Origin of the sequence: Thermococcus peptonophilus, assembly GCF_001592435.1 — an archaeon.
GTDB classification, from domain to species: domain Archaea; phylum Methanobacteriota_B; class Thermococci; order Thermococcales; family Thermococcaceae; genus Thermococcus; species Thermococcus peptonophilus.
In genome coordinates this window covers 1,813,610-1,839,381 of record NZ_CP014750.1, presented here as the reverse complement: position 1 = coordinate 1,839,381, position 25,772 = coordinate 1,813,610, and the positions used below count along the sequence as shown (strand labels likewise).

General features: G+C 50.5%; 27 protein-coding genes and 1 pseudogene. 14 read left to right on the top strand and 14 right to left on the bottom strand.

Translation table 11 applies throughout. The annotated features are described in order from the left end of the window. The first annotated feature begins 162 nt into the window (after positions 1-162). Genes A0127_RS10020 through A0127_RS10005 form a run of 4 tightly spaced genes read left to right on the top strand, consistent with a single transcriptional unit; the run spans position 163 to position 3,895 of the window. Entirely contained in the window at positions 163-573 is a 411-nt protein-coding gene (locus A0127_RS10020; RefSeq protein WP_062390782.1) for an ArsR/SmtB family transcription factor, read from the top strand. Next, positions 570-1,880 (top strand): hypothetical protein, encoded by a 1,311-nt coding sequence (locus A0127_RS10015; RefSeq protein WP_062390780.1) that lies wholly within the window; start codon positions 570-572, stop codon positions 1,878-1,880. Before A0127_RS10020 ends, A0127_RS10015 begins: the two co-directional genes overlap by 4 nt. Before the next feature lie 5 nt (positions 1,881-1,885). Beyond that, positions 1,886-2,587 (top strand): DUF4097 family beta strand repeat-containing protein, encoded by a 702-nt coding sequence (locus A0127_RS10010; protein WP_062390778.1) that lies wholly within the window; start codon positions 1,886-1,888, stop codon positions 2,585-2,587. Between the two features lie 45 nt (positions 2,588-2,632). Further along, entirely contained in the window at positions 2,633-3,895 is a 1,263-nt protein-coding gene (locus tag A0127_RS10005) for an MFS transporter (RefSeq protein ID WP_062390776.1), read from the top strand. Here the strand turns inward: A0127_RS10005 and A0127_RS10000 are convergent. Continuing rightward, entirely contained in the window at positions 3,888-4,403 is a 516-nt protein-coding gene (locus A0127_RS10000; RefSeq protein ID WP_062390775.1) for a cob(I)yrinic acid a,c-diamide adenosyltransferase, read from the bottom strand. The two genes, A0127_RS10005 and A0127_RS10000, sit on opposite strands and share 8 nt — an antisense overlap. Before the next feature lie 131 nt (positions 4,404-4,534). Between A0127_RS10000 and A0127_RS09995 the strand changes: the two genes are divergently transcribed. Then, positions 4,535-7,156, top strand: coding sequence for a DNRLRE domain-containing protein (locus tag A0127_RS09995; protein WP_062390773.1), 2,622 nt, complete (start codon positions 4,535-4,537; stop codon positions 7,154-7,156). A gap of 16 nt (positions 7,157-7,172) precedes the next feature. Here A0127_RS09995 and A0127_RS09990 read toward each other — a convergent pair whose 3' ends face one another. Further along, positions 7,173-8,000 (bottom strand): translation initiation factor eIF-2B alpha/beta/delta subunit family protein, encoded by an 828-nt coding sequence (locus A0127_RS09990; protein ID WP_062390771.1) that lies wholly within the window; start codon positions 7,998-8,000, stop codon positions 7,173-7,175. Between the two features lie 9 nt (positions 8,001-8,009). Beyond that, entirely contained in the window at positions 8,010-8,708 is a 699-nt protein-coding gene (locus A0127_RS09985; RefSeq protein ID WP_062390769.1) for an RAD55 family ATPase, read from the bottom strand. Positions 8,709-8,924: 216 nt separating this feature from the next. Here A0127_RS09985 and metG point away from each other — a divergent pair, with 216 nt between their 5' ends. Beyond that, positions 8,925-11,150, top strand: coding sequence for a methionine--tRNA ligase (gene metG, locus A0127_RS09980; protein WP_062390767.1), 2,226 nt, complete (start codon positions 8,925-8,927; stop codon positions 11,148-11,150). Between the two features lie 6 nt (positions 11,151-11,156). Here the strand turns inward: metG and A0127_RS09975 are convergent, their stop codons facing one another. The 7 genes from A0127_RS09975 to A0127_RS09945 all read right to left on the bottom strand — a co-directional run bounded on the left by A0127_RS09975 (position 11,157) and on the right by A0127_RS09945 (position 17,217). Beyond that, positions 11,157-12,044, bottom strand: a complete 888-nt coding sequence (locus A0127_RS09975) for a helix-turn-helix transcriptional regulator (RefSeq protein WP_231855766.1) — start codon at positions 12,042-12,044, stop codon at positions 11,157-11,159. Positions 12,045-12,068: 24 nt separating this feature from the next. Next, positions 12,069-13,277, bottom strand: coding sequence for a hypothetical protein (locus A0127_RS09970; protein ID WP_062390765.1), 1,209 nt, complete (start codon positions 13,275-13,277; stop codon positions 12,069-12,071). A 140-nt stretch (positions 13,278-13,417) separates the two neighbouring features. Next, positions 13,418-14,416, bottom strand: coding sequence for a helix-turn-helix transcriptional regulator (locus A0127_RS10785; RefSeq protein ID WP_062390763.1), 999 nt, complete (start codon positions 14,414-14,416; stop codon positions 13,418-13,420). 45 nt (positions 14,417-14,461) lie between these two features. Next, on the bottom strand, positions 14,462-15,502 hold the full coding sequence (locus A0127_RS09960) for a hypothetical protein (protein WP_062390761.1): 1,041 nt from the start codon (positions 15,500-15,502) through the stop codon (positions 14,462-14,464). Positions 15,503-15,615: 113 nt separating this feature from the next. Continuing rightward, complete coding sequence (locus A0127_RS09955; RefSeq protein WP_062390760.1) at positions 15,616-15,897, bottom strand: hypothetical protein; 282 nt, start codon at positions 15,895-15,897, stop codon at positions 15,616-15,618. A 47-nt stretch (positions 15,898-15,944) separates the two neighbouring features. Continuing rightward, positions 15,945-16,676: a sulfite exporter TauE/SafE family protein gene (locus A0127_RS09950; protein WP_062390758.1), complete on the bottom strand. Its 732-nt coding sequence runs from the start codon at positions 16,674-16,676 to the stop codon at positions 15,945-15,947. A gap of 7 nt (positions 16,677-16,683) precedes the next feature. Then, positions 16,684-17,217: a GNAT family N-acetyltransferase gene (locus tag A0127_RS09945; protein ID WP_062390757.1), complete on the bottom strand. Its 534-nt coding sequence runs from the start codon at positions 17,215-17,217 to the stop codon at positions 16,684-16,686. A 98-nt stretch (positions 17,218-17,315) separates the two neighbouring features. On the opposite strand from A0127_RS09945, the pseudogene A0127_RS09940 reads away from it, so the two are divergent. Beyond that, a pseudogene (locus tag A0127_RS09940) lies at positions 17,316-17,785 on the top strand (peroxiredoxin). A 12-nt stretch (positions 17,786-17,797) separates the two neighbouring features. Further along, complete coding sequence (locus A0127_RS09935; protein ID WP_054841487.1) at positions 17,798-18,274, top strand: ferritin-like domain-containing protein; 477 nt, start codon at positions 17,798-17,800, stop codon at positions 18,272-18,274. A gap of 1 nt (position 18,275) precedes the next feature. Here the strand turns inward: A0127_RS09935 and A0127_RS09930 are convergent, their stop codons facing one another. After that, positions 18,276-18,656: a Fur family transcriptional regulator gene (locus A0127_RS09930; protein ID WP_062390755.1), complete on the bottom strand. Its 381-nt coding sequence runs from the start codon at positions 18,654-18,656 to the stop codon at positions 18,276-18,278. A 105-nt stretch (positions 18,657-18,761) separates the two neighbouring features. On the opposite strand from A0127_RS09930, the gene dps reads away from it, so the two are divergent. The 6 genes from dps (at position 18,762) to A0127_RS09900 (ending at position 22,344) form a co-directional block, all read left to right on the top strand. Next, positions 18,762-19,313, top strand: coding sequence for a DNA protection during starvation protein (gene dps, locus A0127_RS09925; RefSeq protein ID WP_062390753.1), 552 nt, complete (start codon positions 18,762-18,764; stop codon positions 19,311-19,313). 41 nt (positions 19,314-19,354) lie between these two features. Then, complete coding sequence (locus A0127_RS09920; RefSeq protein ID WP_062390751.1) at positions 19,355-19,657, top strand: ferritin family protein; 303 nt, start codon at positions 19,355-19,357, stop codon at positions 19,655-19,657. 114 nt (positions 19,658-19,771) lie between these two features. After that, positions 19,772-20,221 (top strand): ferritin family protein, encoded by a 450-nt coding sequence (locus tag A0127_RS09915; RefSeq protein WP_231855831.1) that lies wholly within the window; start codon positions 19,772-19,774, stop codon positions 20,219-20,221. 85 nt (positions 20,222-20,306) lie between these two features. Continuing rightward, positions 20,307-21,119, top strand: coding sequence for a mechanosensitive ion channel family protein (locus tag A0127_RS09910; RefSeq protein ID WP_062390747.1), 813 nt, complete (start codon positions 20,307-20,309; stop codon positions 21,117-21,119). Positions 21,120-21,223: 104 nt separating this feature from the next. Next, on the top strand, positions 21,224-21,976 hold the full coding sequence (locus A0127_RS09905; RefSeq protein ID WP_062390745.1) for a glycosyltransferase family 2 protein: 753 nt from the start codon (positions 21,224-21,226) through the stop codon (positions 21,974-21,976). Then, positions 21,973-22,344, top strand: coding sequence for an SMR family transporter (locus A0127_RS09900; RefSeq protein WP_062390743.1), 372 nt, complete (start codon positions 21,973-21,975; stop codon positions 22,342-22,344). The genes A0127_RS09905 and A0127_RS09900 overlap by 4 nt, the downstream gene beginning before the upstream one ends. A 56-nt stretch (positions 22,345-22,400) precedes the next feature. Here the strand turns inward: A0127_RS09900 and A0127_RS09895 are convergent, their stop codons facing one another. From A0127_RS09895 to aor, 3 genes are all read right to left on the bottom strand, one after another. Next, positions 22,401-23,471 (bottom strand): tungsten cofactor oxidoreductase radical SAM maturase, encoded by a 1,071-nt coding sequence (locus A0127_RS09895; RefSeq protein WP_231855830.1) that lies wholly within the window; start codon positions 23,469-23,471, stop codon positions 22,401-22,403. An 82-nt stretch (positions 23,472-23,553) separates the two neighbouring features. Next, a complete protein-coding gene (locus A0127_RS09890) occupies positions 23,554-23,802 on the bottom strand; it encodes a ubiquitin-like small modifier protein 1 (RefSeq protein WP_062390740.1) in 249 nt (82 codons plus the stop codon). A gap of 70 nt (positions 23,803-23,872) precedes the next feature. Further along, positions 23,873-25,690: an aldehyde ferredoxin oxidoreductase gene (gene aor, locus A0127_RS09885; RefSeq protein WP_062390739.1), complete on the bottom strand. Its 1,818-nt coding sequence runs from the start codon at positions 25,688-25,690 to the stop codon at positions 23,873-23,875. Positions 25,691-25,772: the final 82 nt, after the last annotated feature.

Genomic DNA, 25,772 nt, shown 5'->3' with positions numbered 1-25,772 from the left:
GTCTATGAACCAACCCCTGAATTTTAGTGGGTGCTTGTGTTTTATCTCCCTCTTTTTCTGTTGGCTGGTAGCGCTTCTCTGCCAACCGATAAACTTTTATATACCCACTTGGCCAATTAAGTACAGAAAATTGTACTACAAAAATCTGTACCCGGTGGTAGCATGGACGATTTGAGAACCCAGCTGGAGGAGCTAAAGAAGCGGCTGGAGGTGCTTGAGGAGAACATTGATCCCGTGGACGAGCTCATGCTCTCGATAAAGGCCCGTCTCAAAAAGCGGCTTGAAGGAGGGGCCTTACCCGGAATAGATGAGGAAAAAGCCTCGAAGATCCTCAAGGCTCTCGCCAACCCCGACAGGATAAGGATTCTGAAGATGCTGGCGGAGGGGCCGATGGGCTTCAAGGAGATCAAGGAAGCCCTCGGGGTAGAGAGCCCAACAGTTTCTCACCACCTCAAGCTCCTCGTGAGGACTGGAATGGTGAAGAAAGGAGAGAAGTATGAGCTTTCGTCTAACGGGCGTTTGTTTTTGCGCCTGCTTGAAATTATCACGGCACTTGAGGAGGTGGAAGAATGACCTACGGGTTTGGTCTTGATGAAGAGAGAAGTTTAAGGCTTAGGATCGCCGAATACTTAAAGGCCCTCACTGCCCTTCTGATACTCCTCTGGCTCTTTAAGGGGCCGCTGAAGCTTGAGGCCTACAACGACTACATGGTTTACGCGATAATCGCGCTCATCTTCGCCTTCGAGGTGCTGAGCGTTGGGAAGTGGCTCGGCGTGACGATAAGCGGAGTTGTCTTTGCGCTGGCCAAGGGAGCTTTCTGGACGAGCCTCTTCCTGTTCTTCGGGAAGTGGCTTGGATTATCTGAGACGTTCACAGGCGGGAATGCAGTGATCACAGCGGGCACGGCTTTCGCCTACGCCGTTGTTCTCTCGATAGCGGGCCTCCTCCTGACCAAGTTCGATGAGAAAAGACTCGATTGGAAGGTTGAGAAGAAGGCCTACGAGTTCAACGGAGCTTCCTTCGGAGATGTCAAGCTCAATGGAAGCGGCAAAGCCTATCCCGTGAAGTTCGGGAGGAAACCTGTGGGTTGGGTCATTGATGGAGACCTGACGGTGGAAGCAGACACCCCAATAGGAAAGGTCACCAGAAAGCTCCTCTCTCCCGTTGCGGTATGGACTTCGGAAAAGATTGCCGTAAAGAAGACCTCTCCAGATCCAGGCTTCGTTAAGAGGGCGAACGAGCTCATCAACCCTGAGGGGCTCTACCGCGACAAGAACAGGGGGAGTGTCGTTGACCTCGGAGTAGTGAAGGTCTACGAGGGCAACGGCTTCGAGTACGTGAAGGTGCCCTTTGTTGAGGTCATAAGCACTCCAGCGGGGGAGGAGGTGAAGATAGGCCCCATGAGGTTGCGCGACGGCCGTGTGTGGAAGCCCAGGGGAGAGATGCTCACCATCAGGGAGCTCACCAACGGCTTCCAGCTCACCAGAGTTGGGGGCAGGCTGACCATCCAGACCGAGGAGTACACTATAGAGGTTTCCGGGGATAGAGTAACATACAGGAGCGGTGACGAAACGCTGAGCCTCGGCGAGACCGTTTCCCTTCATTCGGGCGATATCTCTGTCACCGTCGGCAGAGGACGGGCAAAGCTGAGGATAGAGGACGTTGTAATCTCAGCCAGCGACGGGACTGTTAGAATCCGCGTTGGCGGGAAGACCCACACTATTGAGAGCAGGGAGGCCTGCGACCTCGTTCTGAGGAAGGCGAAGGAGATAGTAGAGGAGCAGGGCGTTGAGATGGTTGAAGGCCTTGGAATAGACAGAACCAAACTCAACGCACGCGTTAGGGAGTTGATAGACGAGCTGATGAAATATCTGGGGTGATTCCAATGATCTTTGAAAACGTGAAGGAAGTCGATGTATCTGCCGTGAACGGCAAGGTGGAGATTGAAGGCTGGGAGAACGACCACGCGGAGGTAAGCTACACTGTCCACGGGGACGCTAGGGTGGAGATCAACCGGAGGGGAGGGAAGCTCGTCATCAAGGAGAAGCCGAAGAAGAGGTTCTTCAACATGCTCGGAAAGAGCGGCTGGGCCGAGATTATCGTCAAGGTTCCGAGGAATGTCCCCGTCATTGCATCCAGCGTGAACGGGGAGATAAGGGCGAGGAACGTCTCCTTTGAGAAGGTCTCAACGGTAAACGGCAGGATAGAGGTTGAAGACTGCAAAGCAGGAGAGATAAGCAACGTGAACGGAAGGGTAAAAGCTCACTTAGCGCTCGCGAAATCCCTGAAGGCGAGCAGCGTCAACGGTCCGATGGAAGTCGAGATAGAGGAGCTAGAGGGAAACGCAAAGATAAGCACTGTGAACGGGAGCATTACTCTTTCCCTCTCGGACTTCTGCGACGCGAGGATAAGAACCAGTCGCGTGAACGGGGCGGTAACCTTTGAGGGCACTGATCCCGAGAATCCCGTTATCGGCACGGGCGAGTTCGAGGTCAAGGTCAGCACGGTGAACGGCAACATTGTTGTGAGAAGGATTTACTATCCTCTCTTTTTTGCTCATCCTGCGCGGAAGGTAGAAGGGGAGTGAGAGGACAAGGGATGCTGAATAAGCCGGAGAAAGGGAGGAGGAACCATGAGCCTCAACAAGAACTTCTGGCTCTTCGCGGTGGGACGCTTTGTTTCCCAGCTCGGTTGGGCGGTTCAGGACGTCGCTTTACCCCTCTATGTCCTGGACAAGACCCACAGCGGGGGCATGATGACGGCGTTCATCTTAGCTGAGATGATCCCGGCTCTGATAGTCATGCCCTTCGCCGGGGTTGTTGGAGACCGCTACAACCGAAAGAAGTTGATGGTCTGGTTCGATATTGCAAGGGGGATCCTCCTCTTCAGCGTTCTGGCCTTTGACCTGCTGGGGCTGAGCCAGCTTATAGTCGTTCAGGTTATAATGGCCGTCATGGGGGCGTTTTTCGGCTCGGCAACGAGTGCGATGTTCCCCGACTTGGTAGAGCCTGACGAGCTTGAGAGGGCAAACTCGGTTACCTCCTCAATGAACATACTAGCTAGGCTGGTTGGCCCCGCCCTCGGCGGCTTCATCTACGCGGTGGGCGGAATAAGGCTGGCAATTCTCATCAACGCGGCCAGCTTCTTCGGCTCCGGCCTGTTCGAGGCGTTCATAAGGTACGGGTGGAAGACGAGAGAGCTTGAGAGCTTCTCCCAGGTTATAGACGATTTGAGGGAGGGGATCTCCTACCTGCTCTCGAACAGGTATCTGAGAACGCTCATGTTCTTTGCCCTGTTTATGATAGCTTTTGGCCAGCCTTTCGGGGCCGTTCTCATGCCCTATTCCTTCAGGGAAGTTCTGAAGTTCTCCAGCTACCAGTTCGGCCTCCTGGAGAGCGCGTTCATGCTCGGGGCCCTCGCCGGGAACATGCTGGTTGGTATAAAATTCGGCAGAAAAGCCGGAAGATACCTCTTCCACGCCCTCCTCCTGAACGGGGTCATGATACTCCTCTTCACCTGGGCGATAAGTCCTCTCTCCTCCCTGGATAAAACGGGGGCATTCCTCTTCCTGGCAACGATAAACGTCATCTGGGGGGCCATAGAGGCCCTCTTCAACGTCCCGCTAAACGCCAAGATACAGAGAGCCGTCCCGAGCGAGCTCAGGGGGAGGGTGTTTTCGGCCATGGCGGTTATGATGCACGCTTCCGGTCCGCTCGGCCTCTTGGCGGTCGGGCCGCTCCTCGACAGGTTTCCGGCCTGGAAGGTTGCCCTCGGCCTCTGGACTGGAATGGGGATTGTCGTTGCCTACTTCTGGGTGAGACACAAGGATGTCCTGCTGGCCGATGTGGGAGATGGAGATGGAAAAGAGAGGAACGGGAGCCAAGAGATTACTTGACCTCTTTCAGCTTCCCCTCTCTCTTCTCAATCGCCCTCGCCATTATGTAGAGCAGGTCGCTGAGCCTGTTGAGGTATACGAGTGCGTTATGGCCGAAGCCATAGTCGAGGACGAGCTTCGCAACATTCCTCTCGGCCCTCCTCGCTATTGCCCTGCACACATCGAGCTTTGCGCTGGCTATTGTTGAGCCGGGCAGGACAAAGGACTTGAGCTGGACTTCATCTTCATACTGGTGGATGAGTTCTTCAAGCCACTTCACCTCCTCCTCTCCGACCTTAGAATACTTTCCCTTGCTAGCGAGCTCAGCCATTAGGTCGTAGAGCTGAATCTGGATTTTCTCAAGAATTTCAACCATCCCCTCTAGAACGTAGTGCTTCGCCTCGCCGATGAAGCTGTCAAGTTCGTCTATCGTCCCGTTTGCCTCCATGATCGGTGAGAACTTCGCCACTCGGTCACCGGTGAAGAGACCTGTCAGACCCTTATCCCCGGTTTTTGTTGTTATGGGCATTTTCAACACCAAAATAATATAGACTGCCAAGCCTTTTAGAATTTACTGGGACAGAGAGTTTCAAAAATTGACTGAAAAGTCGAGAAAAACTTATTTATACTCTAATGCCGTTGTTACTTAGGTGATGTCCTGTGAAACGGTCTGCACTGGTACTGATGGTTCTGTTGTTGCTGAGCATAATCCCCGCGTGGGCGGTTAAACCAGTGACTGCAGCTCAAACAAGTGTACAGCTCAGCCCTACGGACGATGCGTACGTTACAGACGGTGACCCCACTTCAAACTTTGGCTCGTATTATGGTCTATATGTCGGGACTTACTACCAAGACCACTCCAATTATAGAGCTTACCTAAAATTCGATCTATCAGGCCTCCCAGAAAACGCAGTTATCGTGAGTGCAACGTTGCATGCGTACACATACAGTGGTTCCTACTCTAAGGACGTTAATATCAGCGTTTACGCGGTTCAGGACGACAGCTGGAATGAGAGCACGATAACCTGGGATACCAAACCTCCTGAGGGACAGTGGCTTGATAGAGACCTTGTAGATCCAGCTGGAGATCACTGGTCTGTTTGGAATGTTACGGAGTTTGTTAAATCCGAATTCAACGGTGACAAGATCGTTAGTTTTGTCCTGATATCTGACTCTGAGGGCAAACTAACCGAACGCATTAGTTACAACTCGAAAGAGAGCAAATACACAGACGAACGTCCATATCTTGAAATCATCTACGAAGTTCCCGAAGGGCCACAGTACCAGCCAATCAAAGAGATAAGGGATAACTGGGTGGATGGAAAGTTCGTCATCACCAGCGGCATTGTGATTGGTACAAGGACTACTGGTTTCTTCATCCAGAACGGCACAGAACCCAACAGCGGCATATACGTTTACACTGGAAGCACCCCTAACGTCGAGGTCGGCGACATTGTCCAGGTGAATGGAACAACGGACACCTGGAAGGGCCTCTACGAGATAACAGATCCCACGTATAAAGTAGTCGGCAAGACGGAGCTTCCAGAACCGGTTCTGATCAAAGCTGACGACATGGACGACCGCTACCAGAGCATGCTGGTAAAGCTCGAGTGGGTAAAGGTCGAGGACTTTGATGGGAAAGCTGTTATAATAAGCGACGACACCGGTTCTCTGCTCCTCTACGACTACTACGGGATAATGGACGTAACCCCCGGAAAGAGGCTCGAATACGTTGTTGGGATTGGATACAAGTACAATGTGATAGAGGTGTACCCAATTGATTACAAAGTTTATGTACCCCCCATCAGGATAGCATCTCTTAACGCTTCGACACCACTTACAGAGGGCATAACCGGGGCATTTTCAGTTACTATACTCAACAACGGCACTCTAGCAAACAACGTAACCCTTACTGTCAAAATGAACGACGAGATTGTCGTCAACGTAACAAGAGAACTACAGTCAGAGGAAGAGTACACCCACATGTTCTACTATACCCCCAGAAAGGCCGGAACCCTGAAGGTGGAAGTCAACTTATACGACGACACAAACAGCCTGCTGGACTCCCTGATATACGAGTTTGTTGTAAACCCGAACCCCAATTCAGTGGCATTCGGTCTCCTCATCAGGTACTCCAACGAGTACCAGAAGGATCTCTCTGACCTTAACGGACTATATGCTAACTTCACAGAAGTCGTCACGAAGCTCAGGGACTATGGAGTAAACTTCGATCCGAAGCTTGCAAAGAAAATAGAGCAGATAAACGAGAACTACGAGATAGTGAACGAGGAATACACCCTATACAACACGTTCCTATCATCGGCTGGAACTTCAGGATTCTATCTCTCACCAATGATCCACATAAGGAAGGCCCTCTTCCTCGGATGGGAAGTCAAAGAGCAGATTCTCGAAATCCTCCCAACACTAGAGGCAGCATTGGAGAAGATCGAGGAAGAAATGGCCCAACCGGCTCCATCACCAGCTCCCGAAAATGAAACAGCAACCAACCAGACTGAAGTGCCGGTTAACCAGACCACCCCAGCTCCTTCAACCAACGTAACGACTAACATAACAATAAGCATACCTTCCGTCCTCATCGATGCCTCCCACAACCAGTACTACGTTAACAAGGTTGGTGTCAACAGCCTGATAGACAAAATAAAGAGTGAGCTTAACTGGGACGTCGAGATCAGCTACGAGCCGCTCACCTACGACAGGATAAAGGACTACGATGTCGTCGTTATACTCAATCCAGCGAACGATCTAACCGACGAAGAGATTTCAGCCCTGAGAGAATACGTCGAGGAAGGCGGTGGGCTGATAGTCGCTGGCGACTGGTACAAGTATGTAAACCCGAGCCTCAACAAGCTCCTCGAGGGCTACGGCATTACCTTTGAGATTACAGAGCTCATGGACGACGATCACAACAGCGGCAGGCCTTACTACCCATACGTCGGTGTGTACAACAGAAACATTCCAATCACAAAGTTCATCCCAGATGGACATGAGATGTACTACAATGGAAACACTCTGAGGGTATCAGGAGACGCCGTATGGGTCATTAGGGCCTTTGAAACGTCATATGCCGTTGATGCTGACGGAAACGTTGTGCACGAGAAAGGCAGCCAGCCGATTGTAGCAGCTGCAGTCGAAGTCGGAAAGGGCAGGATTGTGGCATACGGTTCTAGTAAGGGCTTCAGCGACAGCTACGGCGGAAGGTACATCGAGAGCACATGGCCGTTCATAAAAGGTGCTCTCCTCTGGCTCGCTGGAGAGATTTGAAGCTTTTCTTTCTTCTTCATATTTCCTTTGGCGGAACGAGAATTCCGAGTTCTGTTATGATTCCCCTGATGTACTTCCAGGGGGTAACGTCAAAAAGGATGTTTCTGACCCTGTGACCATTTCTAGCATAGGGCCTTTCTACTAATTCCACGTCCCCACTATTTAGCTCTGGGTGGAACTTGAAGCTTTCTGCCGCGACATAGAATGGGACACTGTTGTCATAGCAGGCCAGAGCTAGGGGATAGGTACCAGCTTTGTTTATGACCGCACCGTCACGCGTCACGTTGTCGGCACCAACCAGCGCCAGTGTTGCCTCCTTCGAAAACAACCCGACTTGAGCGTCGGTTATCACCTCATAGCTGATGCCAAGGGCTGAAAGCTCGTTCGCAAGCGCCAGCCCCTCGAAATCCGGGGCACTTTCGGTGAGAATAACCCTGAAAGACCGTCCCTTCATCTTCGCGGAGGCGAATACTTCGAGAACCGCGGAGGAGAAGGAGTGGGTTATCACAACGTCCCCGTTGTCAATCAGCTCACTTCCAATGTTGCCAATCTCCTTTTTTGCCTCGTGTATAAGCTTCAGAAACTCCTCAGCCCGGGATTTCAGGAGATATGGATCATCAGTTACCGGGATAAACCGGACAAGGTTGTACAGAGACGCCATCGTTGGGTTAACCTTGGGAAGTTCCTCCCTCATTTCTTGGAGGGCGTTCTTCAGCTCGTTCCCTTCAAGCAGATCGGCCAGGAGAAGATACGCTTCTGCCCCTTTCTGCGCCATCCAGCTGGCGCCCCGAATCCGCTCAACCCGCATGTCTTCAAGAAGAGACCTTATTTTAGGGGGGAGCATGTAAATCCCTCAGACTACTGACTTATCTGGGTAAACAACCATCCCCCTCTCGGTTATTTCGTATGGGCGTATAACGTTATCAAAACCGCTTCCCCTGAACTTGGTTATTTTGAGAGCCCGTTCAAGCCGTCCTTCCTTCTGGAAGATTTCAAGCTCTATTACTCCATTAACAAGGTACTCCTCAATGTCCGCCTGCTTACTCTCTGCGGTTATTATTACAGTAGTCTTAAGCCTCATCATGGTTTTAACAAAGGTGAGGAAAGCCTTTCTATACTCAAGTTCATCCGAAGTCGCAAACTTCAGCATGGTTATAGGATCAACTACAACCCTGGAATAGCGCCTCGTTTTGAACTGCTCTTTAATGGCATCCGTGAGCTTGTTGAGGTTCTTTGCAAAGGATTCAAAGAAGTCCTCAACGAGGACGTAGTGCTCGGTAGTGGGGGTAGCATCTATCAACGTGAAGTTATCATTATACACATCAAATCCCATTCTGCTGAAGTCCTGCTTTATGTTCTCCCCAGGCTCCTCTAGGGTTATGTAAAGAACACTTTCCCCGTTGGAGACTCCGGCCATAGCAAAGTGCATCGCAAGGGTGGTCTTGCCGGTTCCAGGAGCGCCCTTTACTAGATAGGTTCTGCCAGGAATTAATCCCCCATTGAGCATTATATCCAGACCCGGTATCCCTGTAGAGATTCTGGCAGTTATCATTGCGCGTTCCCATTTAAGTGTTTAGATAGCCCATTATAAGAACTTTTCGGCATTACTTTAATTTTTCAGCTGAAGGTAATCACATCCCCAGTAGCAGCGTTCAACACTCGATATGCACAAATATGCATGTTAATAGCGAATATTAATAACCCACCGTAATTCTTTTAACGCGAAGTCCTTATAAGGTGCGGAATCAACCGCGGAGAGGTGGTTAAAATGGTCAGGTACATGGTCACATCAGCGCTACCTTACGCTAACGGGCCCATTCACGCAGGACATCTGGCTGGGGCTTATTTGCCAGCAGACATATTCGTACGCTATCTCCGCCTAAAGGGCGAGGAAGTTCTCTTCATCTGCGGAACGGACGAGCACGGGACCCCAATAACCTTCCGCGCGCTCAAGGAGGGCAGAAGTCCCAGAGAAATCGTCGACGAGTTCCACGAGCACATAAAGACAACGTTTGAGAGAGCAAAGATAAGCTTCGACTTCTTTGGAAGAACCGAACTGCCCGTCCACTACCGCATAAGCCAGGAGTTCTTCCTCAAGGCCCTTGAGAACGGTCACCTCGTCAAGAAGGTCAGCAAGCAGGCCTACTGCGAGCACGACAAGATGTTCCTTCCCGATAGATACGTCATCGGAACGTGCCCTTACTGCGGAGCCGAGAACCAGCGCGGCGACCAGTGTGAGGTCTGCGGACACCCGCTAACGCCCGAAATCCTCATCAACCCACGCTGCAACATCTGCGGCAACCCCATCACCTTCAAGGACTCTGCCCACTACTACATCAGGATGAAGAACTTCGAGGAGAGGCTCAGGAAGTGGGTTGAAAGCCAAGAGCACTGGAAGCCGAACGTAAGGAACACCGTCCTCGGCTGGATAAATGAGGGACTTGAGGACAGGGCTATAACGCGCGACCTCGACTGGGGAATTCCCGTTCCACTCGACGACGAGGACGTTAAAGGCAAAGTCCTCTACGTCTGGTTCGAGGCTCCCATAGGCTACATCAGCATAACCGTCGAGCACCTGAAGAGAGAGGGTAAGGAGAACGAGTGGAAAAAGTTCTGGCTCAACCTGGACGGCCAGACGAGGGTTATTCACTTCATCGGCAAGGACAACATCCCCTTCCACGCGATCTTCTGGCCGGCCTTTCTGATGGCCTACGGTAAGTATAAGGACGACGAAGTTGAGGCCAAGTGGAATTTACCCTATGACATTCCAGCCAACGAGTACCTAAACCTTGAGGGCAAGAAGTTCTCAACGAGCAGGAACTGGGCGATATGGGTTCACGAGTTCCTCGACGTCTGGCCGGCTGACTACCTGAGGTACTACCTCACCGCCATAATGCCAGAGACCCGTGATTCAGACTTCTCCTTCGAGGACTTCAAGAAGAAGATCAACGAAGAGCTTGTAAACAACCTTGGAAACTTCGTTCACAGGGCTATGACCTTCGTTAACAGATACTTTGATGGTGTCGTTCCCGAAAGGGGTGATCTGAACGATCTCGACAGGCAGGCCTTTGAGGAGATAGAGAAGGCCTTTAACGAGGTTGGGGAGCTCATCTCGAACTACCGCTTCAAGGATGCACTCAAACGCGTTATGGAGCTGGCCATTTTTGGAAACCGCTACTTCGACCATCAGAAGCCGTGGAAGACCGCTAAGGAGAACCGAGAGAGGACGGCAACGACCGTCAACGTCTCGCTCCAGATAGTCAAGGCCCTTGGAATACTCCTTGAGCCGTTCCTGCCAGATGCCAGCGAGAAGATATGGCACCTCCTAAACTTGGAGGAAGTCAAAAAGTGGGAGTTCACAGAGCTTCCGGCCGGCCACAGGGTAAGGAAGGCCTTCCCGATGTTCAGGAAGGTAACTGACGGGGAGATAATATACTTCATAGTGAACTACATCGGCAGAGGCAACCCGGACAGCGCGAAGATCCTCCTAAACAAGTACTACAAGCAGGAAGACGTCGTTAAGGTTACCCTTGAGCGCTTCGGAGAGAAGAGGAAGGACGAAGCTCTAGCGCTCCTTAAGTCAATCTACGGTGACGAGTTCAAGGGTGAAAAGCCCGAAAAGGCCGGTAAGGCCGAGAAAAAGGAGAATGTCAAGGGGGGTAAAAAGATGGAGTACGTGAGTTTTGACGAGTTCGCCAGGCTGGACTTAAGGGTTGGAAAGATAATCGAGGTTAAAGACCACCCGAACGCGGACAGGCTCTACGTGGTTAAGGTTGATCTCGGTGACGAGGTCAGGCAGCTCGTCGCTGGGCTTAAGAAGTACTACAAACCCGAAGAGCTTCTCAACCGCTACGTCGTCATCATAGCAAACCTTGAACCCAAGAAGCTCCGCGGCGTGGAGAGCCAGGGGATGCTGCTGGCAGCGGACGATGGCGAGCGCGTTGCCCTGCTCATGCCGGACAAGGAAGTCAAGCTCGGAGCAAGGATAAGGTAAGGGAGCTCAGAATCTGAGCTCCACCCAGTTTTCTTTCTTTCCCTTCAGGATTTTCACCAGGCCCCTCTTCTCTAGTCTCTGGAACATCCTCCAGGCGGTAGTCTTCGGAATTCCGAGCGCTTCCCTGACCTCTGCCTGGCTCGCCCTTCTCCCATGGTCGTAGAGATAGAGCAGGACTTTCCTTTCCTCGTCGCTTAGTTCGAGTTTTCTCAGTCTCTTTTCGAACTCCTCCCTTGTTAATCCTTCTCTTTTTCTAGTTTTTCTGCCTCTGATGAAATACACCCCTGCAGAGAGCGTTAGAACAATTCCAAGTGAAATAGTGCCGTATAAAAGGGTCCCACTTTTATCTTTCCCCGCGGCAGGGATTCTGGAGCTACTGGTCGTTTCTTCGTCAAAGACAAGGAGGTAAGAAACGCTCTGGTTTCCGGGGGGCATTGTTATCTCATCCCCCGAGATATCGAGAGGAATGTCACTGAGGTCTACAATGACTGCGTTTTCGGGAAGGATAACTGTAAAGGGCTCATCCACGGAGATGTTGAGAGTCCATACAAGCCCCTCCTTGGAAGTAAGATCAGGAGTATAGTAAGAGACGTTCACAACCCCAGCATTATTCACGTAAACGAGTATCCCATCCCCGAAAACCTGATAGTTAAGGGGAGTTCCATTTTCGTCTTCAGCAATGATGTTTTCAACGTGGTTTCCAAGGAGGGGAACTGTTACCTGAGTCACGTACCCCTCAGGGATAACTTCCCAGGTTACCCTGACATAGCCATCCGAGTAAACCTCAAGGATTAGGGAAGAGACCGTATATTGGGCACTTACGGCATTAAAGAGCATGGAGGCCGCAAGAAGTACCAGGAAGAGTCCAGAGAGCTTCCTTGTATTCCTGCTCACTCTACCACCCCCAAATAGGAAAGGTCAGGAATTGGCCCTTATGAAATCCTCGATATTTTTGAGCAGATTAAGGGCGTTCTCAAAGTGAATTCTTGCCATTTCGGGTTTCCTCTCTCTAACCAGATATATTCCAACCCCAACCTCATTTACCGCTGCCCTCAGCTGGACTTCAGCTCTCTTTGTGTTGACGCCTTTTTCTCTAAGCTCCTGGAGTGCCCTTGCATCATTCTTGGCCCTCTCAGAGAAGCTCCAGAGAAACGCCTTCATGTTTTTCACCTTTTCCTGAAGTTCCTCTTCACGTGCTCCCCTTATCACGGCAGACACTGTCCTGTAGAATTCCCCTATTGTTGCCCTGTTTTTTTGTATGAGTTTAAGAGCCTCTCCCCACTCGCCCTTATTGGCAAGACTCTTGACGCTCCCGTACACTGTCAAGAATTCATCGAGGTTCTCCTGGAGCCTGTTTACGTTGTAGCCCCTTTCCTGTCCAGCCTGGATCGCATTCTGAGCTATCTGAATCCCCTTTTCTCCCCTGACGAGGAACTCCAGAACTATTTCCTTGGCGTTGGCATATGCAAGCTTCTCGTGAACTCTCCTTAGTTCATCATCGAGAACGCTCTTCCTTTCCTTCAGCACTTCCAGGTCTTTCACGACCCTCGTAAGGTTTTTCTCCTTCAGGTCAACCAAGACAGCCCCATAAGCTTTCACTGTTTCATTGTATGCCCTCGTGAGGTTCTCAACGTTGATACCCCTTCTCTCTGCCAGGTGTATTGTTTTCCTCACGAAGCCCAGATAAGTGCTCACACGCTCTAGTTGGGCCTGTATCCGGGCCTGAATGCGGGTAGCTTTCTCTCTCCCCTCTTCAATTCTCTCAAGGGCTCTCCTGTAGTAGTGCATTGCGGTTAGTCCATCGAGTATGGCATTGTAATAGTCACGCTGGTTGTACTCTTCTAGAGCCTTCACTTTGTAAGTTTCGGCCTGTTCGTAATCTTTTAGTACGTTTGAGTTCTCCGGAAGTCTGTCCTTTATTGGCTCAATCCTTTCTTCAGCAAGCTTGCTGATTCTCTCAAGAACATTTACCAGCTGAGTTGCTATTACCTGTTCCCTTGTCGAGTTCTCAAGGCTGTACGTTGAGACTGAAGTTGTATTATCCTCAGTCCCTTCCGCGGCAGTCAGAGGGATCAAACTTCCTATAAACAACACAAGAATCAGTGCCCCAACTTTCATGCCTTTCATTCCCACCACCATTACAATTCACCATTACAATTTAATGCAGGTATGATATTTTAGGGTCCCCATGAAACGAACGTTCCGGAACGTTCCAGAGGAAGCAAAAAGAAAAGTCGTGCCTTCAATTTGGCCACTAAAGGATTTCCTCAGATCGTCAGCTCGACCCAATTCTCTCTACCCTTTTTGTACACCCTTACAAGTCCCTGTTTTTCAAGCCGCTGGAACATCCTCCAGGCGGTAGTCTTGGGTATTCCAAGCTCGTTTCTGACGTCTGACTGTCTGGCCCTACCACCGCGGTCATAGATGTAAAGCAATGCCTTCTTTTCCTCGTCGTTGAGGTTCATTGAGTTAAGCTTCTTCTCAAGGTCCTCCCTGCTTATTTTTTGTGCTATGTTAGTGGTATCATCACTGTTTTCATTACCGCCTGTCTTGCCCTTGAAATACCACAGAGCCCCCACTGCCACAGCTACCAGCACAATGAGGATACCTACCCACACTAGGCCTGAGCTACCACCTTTGCCGGAAGTTGTGAAGGATCCACTGAGGGATTCACTAGCGCCTGCTGTAGTGGTGGGAGAGGTACTCGGTTGACTCTCAGGCGTTGTCTGAGTGGAAGATAATGTTGAAGTTGATGTCAAAGTTGATGTTGAAGTCTCCGTCTCGGTTGGGGGAGGCAAGATATAGGAGACGCTTATGTTCCCGGGGGGCATAACTAGATATTCGTCCGTTATTTCAACGGGAACATCGCTCAGATCAATTATAATTGCACCGTGTGGGAGGACTATTTTAACGGGGACATCAGAAGTAAGGGAGACAGTCCACACTTCTCCTGATTTCGAGGTAATGGACGCGGTATAGTAGGTTATGTTGGCCAGTGTGGCGTTTCCCACTATCTCAAGTGATGTCCCGTTGATGTTGTAAAAAAGAGGTTCTCCGTTTTCATCAAGAACCGTGAGCGCATCAATCTTATCGGAAAGCAGGGGGATGCTGTTAATAACGGAGTAGTTATCAAGGGCAACGAGTTCATCAACTCTTACGTATCCTGTTGGGTCAACGGTCAGCTGTAAGGAGATGATCTCCTGGGCCGTCACAATTGAGGGAATTAAAAGTAAGGATGCAAAAAGGACTAACGCAACTCTTCTCACAGTTTCATCCCTCCTGAAAAGGGTAGTAAAAAGGGATTATAGTCTTTACGGCCTCTCAGAGCTGTGGGCTTTGCCGTGCCCTCTGCCGGGGTTGGGCGTAATCGGTGGCCTATCACGGGGGTTAGGAGTAATCGGTGGTCTCCACGGCAGGTCTCTTACCTTCTTCCGCATTAGCATCTTCTTGATTTCTAACAGCTTTTTGTGGATTTCCCTCAGAAGATCTACAACCTTTTCATGGTCTCCGCTCTTCATAGCCTGCCTCAGTTCGTCCCTCAGCGTCTTTAGTTCCTCCAGTTCTTTGGTTAGGTTGCCGTCGGCGTTCATGCTTATCTTCATCAGTTTGGGCATCAGCTCGTCAAGCGCTTTGAGCTGTCTGCCGACGGCCTTAACTACCTGAACCTTGAAAGTCTTTGAAGTCGTCAGGACGATTTGCCTGTGGAGTTCTGCCCTGGCTTTGACCAGCTTTGGAAAGTCCTCCTTCAGAAGGGTGAAGTTTCCACTCGTTAGATCCTCCTTAACTTTCTCCACGAGAGTCTTAGTCTGGTTGTACGCAGCAAGGAACTCGGGAGTAACGTTGGTGCGGCTCATTATCAGCTCGGCGTATCTCAGCTCGTTTCTAGCCATCTCAAGCTCTACTCTCACCGCATTTTGGAGTTTCCACTTCCACATTCCCGGAGAAGTCTCTTTTCCTTCTTTCTCAGAAATTTCACCATGCTTCAGCCTCATTATGACCTCTCTGTAGAGGCGCATGGCCTCAACGGCATACTTGACCGTGTCAGTGTGGTTCCCTGACCTGTAAGCTTCCCAGGCCTTCTCCCTGAGCTCGTTTGCCCTGTTGTAAGCTGCGAGTGTCTCATTGCTCACATTGGAGGTATTAATCAGCTGCGCCGTATAGTTAGCGAGCCTGTCCACAATCTTCAGCAGGCCGAAAGTCACGTTTGCCGTACTGTTGGCCTCGTTGCCAACATCCCCCGTGGGAACTTCACTCTTATCGTCACCAGATGTGACGTTATCTGCCAGTGCCACTGTGCCGGTTGATGTCAGTATGATCATAACCATGAAGAGGGCAACTACTTTCTCCTTCATATCCCATCACCATATCCAAGTGCTCCTCCAAGGTTATTAGGAATTCGGGAGAAACGAGGCGTTTAAACGTTTCCAAATGTTCCAGTCAGCGAAAACAAAGATTATAATGCCCATCAGACTTTTCCGTGTTTTTCCAGCTCCCTAACAAGCAAAGCAACATTGCAGATGCCTTCTAGTACGCTCCCAAAATCGGGATTCTCACCGAACTGAGCAAAGAGGCTCCCAAAGTTCGGGTGCCAGGCATCAACCTGCTTCCGCCCCTTGGCTGTGATTATGTAGACTACCCACCCCTTCTCTTCCAGCATCTCTACAAGCTTCCAAGCGTTAGTCATGTCCTTTTTGCCTTTTATCTCAATCCCGAACTCCTCGCGGATTTTTTCAAACAGCTCGTTCATTTTTCCACCTCCTCAGCTTCAACTACCGGGAACCTAATAAAGTTTGTCTAGAGGAGCATTCTAATCGCTACTATAACAAGCAGAGCGGCGAATCCGGCTTTCAGCGACCGAGTATTAACTCTTGAAACGGTCTTTGCACCCAGCCTCGCTCCGATGATCAGCCCAGGGGCCAGAAAGAGGACGACGTTGGGCTGAACATGAGCCAAGTGCCAGTGTTCAAAGGTTCCCGCCAGGGCTGTGAAGAACAATGCGAGGCTCGACGTGCCCACCGCATATTTGATCGGAATCCCAACAAGAGTGTGGAAGAGCGGGACGTTCAGTATGCCCCCACTGACACCCAGCAGGCCTGAAACCAGGCCGGATATCAGCCCAACCAGCGGGACGTTCCTGTACTTTATTTTATCGCTCTCAACATCACTCTCTTCTTTTTTTGACCAGAACATTGCAACTGCAAGATACAGGAGAAGCACTCCAAAAACAACTCTCAAAAGCCGCTCGGGGAGATACGAGGAGAGATAAGCACCAAACACAGCAGACGGCATGGATACCAGCTCCTTGAGAAGAACGACTCGGTAGAGAACCCTTCCACTTCTAATGTGAGTGTAAGCCGAGGCCAAGGCACTGATAGAAATACAGGCCAGACTTGTACCTATTGCCTTGTGTATTGGAACGCCAAGGATTACAAGGGAAGGTATCAGGAGAAAACCCCCACCGACGCCGAAAAGCCCGGCAATGAAGCCTATTACAAGTCCCAGGATCAAATACGCGATTAAACCCACTTTTCCGTTACCCCCCGCGATATTTTAGCACTACGAACTCCCTGTAATCCATGACCTTAACGAAGCCTCTTTTGAGGTAGTACTCGTAGGCCTCAAGGTTGGGGAACGTTATGATGTATGGCTCCTTTCCGAGGTTTTTAAGTCTCTCTATTGCGAAGCTCAAAAGCTTTGAACCGTAACCCTTTCCCTTGTAATCAGGGTGAACCATGAAGAACTCAATGAGGCCAGTCTTTTCACCCTTTATCTCCTCTGGCACCCACCACACATCTTTACCTTCAAGATTGTAGACCAGGGCAACGGTTCCTGTGATCTTTTCATCATTATCCCTGAGAACGTAGAGCTCGTCGAATTCCTTTCCGAGTCTGAACTCAAGGAATGGTTCATAAACCTTCTTAAAGCCCTCAAAATCGTCGGGAGAAGGCTTATTTTCCACCCATTCAAGGGCTGGATAGACCCCATTGGTTGACTGGTAAACCCTGAAGACGAACTTCACAAGCTCCTCCTTAAGGGAGAGCGGGTTTTCGACCATTTCAATTCTCATGGTACCACCTCTGCCATTTTCGCACTACTTTAAAAGAGGCTTTTGGTTCGAAGGGAAAGCTTAAATATTAGGAAAGCCTAACCAATCTGGCGATAATCGTGAACTATCTGGAGATAAAAGTGCTCGATGAGAACGGTGAGGAGAAGCCCCTGAAGGACTTAGTCCTCGGAAAGTGGACGGTTCTCTACTTCTACCCAAAGGACAACACACCTGGATGCACGACTGAGGCAAAAGAGTTCAGCGAGCTCATTGAAGAGTTTAAGCAGATGGGCGTCCAGGTTATCGGTGTCTCCAGGGATTCACCGGAGAGCCACAGAAAGTTCAAGGAGAAGCACGGGCTTAAGGTTAAACTCCTCAGTGACCCAAACGCGGAGCTCCATAAGGCACTCGGGGCATGGGGTAAGAAAAAAGGTACGGGAAAGAATACGAGGGAGCGATAAGGAGCACGTTCATCCTCAATCCAGAGGGGGAGATCGTCTGGAAGAAGATAAACGTAAGGGCCAAGGGACACGCGGCCAAGGTTCTCGAAGAGGTCAAAAAGCTAATAGGGAGTGGGGGAGTAAAGTAAGGTGGTGATACCATGAACGAGCTTGAAGCTTTGGCTTTGGCCCTTGAGGTCGAGAAGAACGAGCTTAAGTTCTACCTGAAGCTCGCAAGGAAGGCAAAGGACGAGAGGGCTAAGAAAATGTTCCTCTTCCTAGCAAAGGAAGAGGCCGAGCATTGGGACCTCTTTGAGGGGAAGTTCGTTGAGATGCTCATAGAGAAGTGCGAACTTCCGGCTGTTGACAAAGAGCTTGCCGAAAAACTGGTTGTCAAGGAACCTGAGAACCTGACCGAAGTCGATGCTGTGAAAGTCGGTATGGAGCAGGAAAAGCTCACCTGGGAGTTCTACGAGAAGGCCGCAAAAGAGGCCGAGCACGAGAGCGTTAGGAGACTCTTCGAGGAACTGGCCAAGATAGAAAAGGCCCACTACGAGCTTCTGAAGGCCCAGTACGACTCCGTCATGAAGACGGGCATATGGATGGACTACCAGGACTTCAGCCTTGAGGTGGACTGACTCATTCCTTTACTAGCACGTTGACGAGCTTTACCTCTTTCCCAAGTCTCTTTTTCAGCGCCTCGATTATCTCGGGGTCATCAATGTCAACAATGCTATCACCGTTGATAAGGTTTATGTGGGGTTCTGTGTTTAGCTCCACCCTCGTTTCTCCTTCGATTGAGAACAGCTCAACAAGACCGAGTTCTTTAAGGGTGATCAGATTCGAGTAGAGCGTTGAGAAGCTGACAGTTGGGAAGTCTTCTCTGATCCTCTCAAGGAGTCTGCCAATTGAAGGGTGTTCGCTTCCAATCTCCCCCAAAATTTCCACCAGCTTCAGCCTCTGGGGTGTCAGCTTGTAACCGTTTTTTCTAAGCACTTCGAGAGCTTTTTCCTTCCACATGATTGTAGGTAGGCCTGACTTATTTATAAGCCTTCCTAATTAGAAATAATTTCTAGATAGAAAAGCTTATTAAGTAGGAATTACAACTAACAACTGGTGAAACCTATGTCAGAACACAACAGAAGGCTCGTCGAGAGGGCGGGCATAGATGTGGAAAAGCTTTTGGATATGTTGCTCAGAGCGGCCGCGGCGGAGTTTACAACCTACTATTATTACACCGTTTTGAGGAACCATGCTGTAGGTCTCGAAGGGGAAACCATAAAGGAGATCGTTGAGGACGCGCGCCTTGAAGACAGGAACCACTTCGAGGCTCTGGTGCCCAGGATATACGAACTCGGTGGAGAACTCCCTAAGGACATTGTGGACTTCTCAAAGATGGCCTGGTGCCGCGATGCCTATCTCCCGGAGGAACCCACGATTGAGAACATCCTGAAGGTTCTCCTCGAGGCAGAGCGCTGTGCAGTCGGGGTTTACACGGAGATATGCAACTACACCTTCGGCAAAGATCCGAGAACCTACGACCTAGCACTGGCTATCCTCCATGAGGAGATCGAGCACGAGGCCTGGTTCGAGGAGCTTCTGATCGGAAAGCCAAGCGGCCACTTCAGGAGAAGTAAACCCGGAGAGAGCCCCTACGTATCCAGGTTCTTGAGGTGAAAAGTTATTAAATCTAAGCTTGATATTTATGAGGTGGTACCATGCTCGCCAAGTACCCATTCGAGCTCCCGAAGGATAGGCCCCTTACCAAGACCGAGATAGCCCAGGCCCTCCGCTGGGCGATCGAGGCCGAGCTCGATGCAATAAACATCTACGAACAGCTCGCCGCTGGAATTGAGGACGAGAGGATAAAGCACATCTTTCTCGATGTTGCCAACGAGGAGAAGGAACACTTTGGGGAGTTCCTTGCGGCCCTCTTCGAGGTCGATGAGGAGCTGGCAAAGTACATGAAGGAAGGCTTCAAGGAAGTTGAAGAGGAGACAGGGATAAAGGTTGAACTCTGAATTCTTTTGTTTCTCACAGTTTTTGTTTTGATTTCATATTTACCTGTGATGATAGCGTACCCGCTTGAACTATGAAAAACATTATTAAGGTTTGATGTTCATATTATTCTGGTGATGTCCATGGTTGAGCCACTGGTTAAACACGCCTATGAAACTGAAAAGAAGGCCGCTTCCAGCTATACCGACGGCCTCGGAAGGATAAGGGGACAGGGGCTTAGGTACACTAAGGTTGAGGAGATAGTCGGCAGGATAGCAATTGACACGATCATCCACAAACATCTCATGGAGGCCATTCTCAACGCCCAGAAGGAGCTTGAGAGGCTCGCTGGCGAGGGGCCGATTGAGAAAGTTAAAGACGTTGAGCTCTCTCCGGAGCAGAAAGCCCTCGTAAAGCGCTTCGCTGAGATGCACCTGGAGATAGAGAAAGACATGATAGAGACCTACCAGAAGATGGCCGAGAAGATGACCCACCCACTCTTCAAGGGAATAGCCGAAGCGCTCGTCAAGAACGAGCAAGAGCACCACAGACTACTGGCTGAGCTCATCGCGAAGTACAAGGAGTGACCTAAGAACCGACCTTTAAGTTTTCCATTTTCACTCTTCTCTGAAATAAGTGTAAAGCATGTAAATTCGATTGGGAAGTGATCTGATGACAGCTCTTGATAAACCTCTCCCCTACGTTGGGGTGACACCGATTCAGGTGATAACCGCAATAGTAATACTGATAGTGGGCTACATTGTGGCAAAGATACTCGTCAGCATGTTCAAGAGGGGCCTGAAGAAGACGAAGCTCCCAGAGCTCGTAGTCGAGTTCCTTGGGAGGTTCCTCAGTGCACTCCTCTACGTGGTGGTGCTACTGCTGGCCGTTAGGGCGCTGGGTATCGAAGTCGGTTCAGTAGTCCTCGGCCTGTCAGCAGTCATAGGTCTGATCCTGGGCTTCGGTATGCAGGACACACTAACAAACCTGGCAGCTGGCGTCTGGATTGCAGCCCTCAGGCCAATTGACATGGGTGAAGTGGTTGAGGTAGCAGGAAAGACAGGCAAAGTCAACGCCGTCGGCATAATGAGCACCGAGCTCTTAACCCCTGACAACGTGCTCATAACGATCCCCAACAAGCTTGTCTGGGGGAGTGTAATAACAAACTACACCAGAATGCCTACAAGAAGGGTGAGCGTTGATATTGGCGTCGCCTATGGCACTGACCTTGACAGGGCCGTAAAGATCGCTATGGACATTATGCAGAGCCACCTAAAAATCCTGAAGGATCCAGCCCCCAGTGTGGCAATAACTGAACTTGGGGACTCCGCCATAAACCTCCAGCTAAGAGCGTGGACAAAGACGGAAGACTTCTGGGACGTTAAAGGTTACCTCACAAAGACGATTTACGAGGCCTATATGAAAGAAGGGATCGAGATACCGTTCCCGCAGATGGACATCCACATCAAAGAGATGCCGAAGTGAGGATTTTTATTACTCTTTTTATTCCAACTAAACCCCCTCCTACTACAACATCCAGAGCAAAAGCTTAAAGAGAGTTCATTCAGCAGAATGAAGAGGTGAAAATAATGATCTTTGTTGTCCTTCCATGCTATAATGAAGCTCCTAACCTTCTTAAGCTAATTCCCAAAATCGACGATGCCTTAAAGGGCCAAGACTATCAAATAATAGCAGTTAATGACGGAAGTTCTGACAGAACGGGTGAAGTTCTTCTGCAGCTTTCTGAGGAGTACCCAATCCGAATTTTAACCCATCAGAGGAACATGGGGCTTCAAGCGGCGCTCAAAACGGGGCTTTCGGAGGCCGTGAGACTGGGAAAGGAGGGAGACGTTGTCATTACCATGGACAGTGACGACACTCATGACCCCATCCATATCAGCCAGATGCTCGAAAAAATCGAAGATGGAGCAGATATCGTTATAGCGTCCAGATACGTAAAAGGTGGAAAGCAGGTAAATGTCCCAGTCCACAGAGTATTTCTCAGCTGGGGAATCAATAAAGTCCTTGGCCTTTTTTCAGGCGTGCCGGCCAAGGATTTAACGAGTGGATATCGCGCATACAAATGGGAATGTCTCAGACGAACGTTTGATGCCCTCGGAGAGAGGCTTGTCACCTCTCAAGGCTTCGAGATATCGGTAGAACTTCTTGTCAAGGTTTTCTACTTCGGAAACTGTAGCAGGATAGAGGAAGTACCTTTATACCTCGATTACGGGCGAAAAGAAGGCGGGAGCAAGATGAACCTCAGAAAGACGATTATGGGCTACCTAAAGCTGATACCCGAAATAAGGAAGTGGAAAACTGGGAAGGGTGATTTACAATGAACAAACTGCTTATATACGGGATTATCTCGGTTTGTATACTCTCCGGAGCATTTGCACAGGTTCTCTTCAAAATGGGGCTGTCAAACATGGAAGGAAAAATCAACGTATTCACACCAGAAGGGTTTCTAAGGGCGCTGTTCACCAAGTACATACTCGTGGGGGCAGTCCTTTATGCACTCGCGTTCTTCTTATGGCTACTGGCACTCTCCAAGCTGGACTTAAGCCTTATATATCCCCTTTTAAGCCTTGGTTATATCGTTACAACATTCCTCTCAGCAGTAGTCTTGGGCGAAAGAGTGAACCCGAGCAGGTGGATTGGGGTTGTCCTCATAGTTATAGGGGTTGCATTGGTTGGTCTTAATCGGTAGAGTGCACCATTAAAGAGATTATCCATCAAAGAGAGATGGAAAGAACGAGAAACCGCTCAGAAGAACTTCCCGAACATATACTGCGGAATCGGGCACTGGACTATTCTCCTCGACCAGAGGCAGTCGGCACAGCTCGGCTCGTTGCCCCAGCAGTCTATATCGGTCGTCTTGACGAAGTCACAGGCGTCCCTCAGGTCGCAGTCGGTGCAGGAGGGGTACATGTAGTTTTTCATTGTGAAGCGGAACCATGTGTACTTCTCGCTCGTCCAGATGTCGGCCAAGCTCTGCTCCCTCACGTTGCCGAAGGAGTAGGCGTTAACTTTTTTCTCCCTGCCGAAGATGTACTCCTTGTAGGTGTGGAGGAAGCGGTAGCAGGGGGCAACTTCCCCGTCCCATCTAACAACAGCCACGTTGTTCTCGTCAAAGTCGCACTGCCTCTCGGTCTTGAGCTCGAACTTGGGGAGTTTTATGTAAAGGCCGTTGTTGGCTATCTTATAGAGCTCGTCCAGTATGGGCGTCATATCAACGCTACCGTCATAGACTATGTCGTCGACCTGTTCAGGGGTAAGGGGAAGCAGGTTTGAGACGAGCATGGCATCGACCTTCATGTTGAGAAGGAACCTCGCCATATCGGGAAGCTGTTGGTAGTTCTCCTTCGTAACAACAACCTCCACGCCTATGCTCGGCTTATGAGTTCCATATTCCTCGCGGTACTTGACGAGCTTCCTAATCTTGTCAGCAGTTACGGCAGCAGCTATGTGACCCAAGGTAATTGCGTTCTGAGCGGTAGGAACGGTATCCATTGAGAAGTAAACCAGATCCACTCCAAGCTTTGCGAACTCCTTCATCATTTCATCGGTGAGAAGTGTCCCGTTGGTGCTTATCCCAAGGGCGAAGCCACGCTTTTTAACCTCCCTCACCATGTCCATGAAGCGCGGGTGGACGGTTGGCTCACCAATGCCGCCAAAGTAAATCATTCTCAGCTCGGGAAAAGCCTCGGCGTCGTCGAGGATCTTAAGAAAGAGATCCCAGTCCATATCGCCCTCTTTATCTTCCCAGTACTGTTTGAAGCACATCTCACACTTCAGGTTGCAGCGGCTGGTGATCTCTATGTAGAGGTACTTCATGTCGAGCTTCGGTTTCACAATGACCTTCCCGTCCCAGAGAGTAAAGGTGTATTCCCTGTTTGGAGCGAACTTTATCGCCACTTCAACCGCCTCCTGCCGGTGGGAATATGCTTATGGTGTCATCTTCTCTCAAAGGGGTATCGAGACCCTGAAGGTGCTCGATGTTCTTCCCGTTGACGAGGATTATATGGCCCTGTTCGAGCTCCTTCTTAAACCCCGGGAACATCCTGTCAAGTTCATCGAGAAGCTCCCCCACTGTCTTCGGGCCACTTATTTCGAGCTTTCTCTTTCCGGTGAACTCGATGAGGGTCGCGAACAGCTTAACCAGCACGCAAACCACCTAAACCGGATTCTCCACATAATGGCATAAAAGAGTTATTGGACAAAAATGTGAAAAGGAATCAGAGGAACTCGGCGATGCCAAGTTCCTCAGCCTTTTCCTTTGGAATTCTCCCGTCCTCGGTCCAGCCGCGGAGGGCGTAGTAGCGCGGCAGCATCTCCTTGAGCCTGACAACGTGACCCTTGTTCGGCCCTTCGGGCATCGGCTCCTCGAGGAACCTCTTCGGCAGGGTCTCGTCCTTAGCAGGGTCAAAGCCCGCCTTGAGGTTGAAGAGCCTCTCGGCGTTCCATATCCTCTCTCCGATCTTGAGGTAGTCCTCGGTCGAGAAGTCCCAGCCGAGGGCCGCGTTCAACATGTCGCGGTAGTCGTCCGCGCCGAGACCGAAGGTCGTGAATAGACAGAGACCGGCGGCGTCAATTACCGCGCTAAGGTCCTGGAAGAGTATGAGCATCTTCACCTTGTCATCGCTTATGTCGTGCGGGTCCATCTTATATGGGTAGCCAAGTATCTCAGGGCTTATCATATAATTCTTAATGTGACAGCCACCACGGTTGTTGGTTGCATATCCAAGACCGTGTCCCTCTGCTCCACGCGGGTCGTAGGCCGGAAGTTCAAGCTTCTTGACGCTCATCGAGTACTCCGGATGACCGTACATCTCGGCGAAGCGGTAGCTTCCCTCCGCCAGCTTGTCTCCAAGGCCTTCCCTCTTTGCTATCTTCTCGATGTAGTAGTGGAGAACCTCGGTGTTGCCCCACCTGAAGGGCGGAGCATCGCCGAGCTCTTCGTCAGTGAGGTAGCCCTTCTCGTAGAGCTCCATCGCAGCGGCTAATGTTCCACCGGTTGAAATGGTGTCGAGACCGAACTCGTCACACTGGTGGTTGGCCTCTATGATGCTCGCGAGGTCGTTTATGCCGAGGTTGGCACCGAGCGCCCAGATGCTCTCGTACTCCGGCCCCTCTGTCACACCGACGGTCGGGAGCTTGTTTACTCTACCACAGCCGATCGGACAGGCATAGCACGGCTGGTTTCTTATGAGGTACTTGGCGGTCATGGCCTCACCGCTCTGCTCGTAGGCGTGCTCAAAGACCCCAGTCTGGAAGTTCCTAGTTGGGTAGAGGCCGTTCTCGTTGATTATGTTGACCAGAACAGCCGTACCGTACTTCGGAAGCCCACCTCCAGCAACGGGGTCGTTCCTAAGCTTGTTGATCTTCTCCCTCACAACCAGCATGAACTTCTGCCTGTCGGCTATAGGAACCCTCTTGCTACCCTCAACAGCAATAGCCTTCAGCTTCTTGCTACCCATCACCGCACCAACGCCGGCCCTACCAGCGGCGCGGTGGCCGTCGTTTATAATGGCTGCAAACTTGACGAGGTTCTCACCTGCCGGACCGATGCTCGCTATGTGGAGCTTGTTGCTTCCAATTTCTTTCTTTATTGCCGCCTCAGTCTCGCTGACAACCTTGCCCCACAGGTGGGAGGCGTCCCTTATCTCAACATGGTCATCTTTAATGTAAATGTACACAGGCTTCTCGGACTGGCCTTCAACGACGATGGCATCCCAACCCGCAAACTTAAGCTCGGCGCCGAAGTAACCGCCAGAGTTTGACATGGTTATGAAGCCCGTCTGCGGGCTCTTCGTAACAACGTTGTATCTGCCGCCCGTGGGAGCGCTAGTGCCGCTCAATGGGCCGGGGGCTATAATCAGCTTGTTCTCGGGTCCTAACGGATCCGCCTTCGGATCCATCTCCTTCAGGAGAAGGTATATGGCCAGACCCCTGCTCCCGAGCCACTTCTTGGCCAGCTCTTCGCCGTACTCCTCAACTTTCACCTCCCCGGTGGAGAGGTTTACACGCAGAAATCTCCCCCAGTTGCCGTACATAAAAACACCTCGGAACATATAAGTACATTGGAGTATATAAGGGTTTAGGAAAACACAGCCGAATGCATTTTCGCAGGAGGTA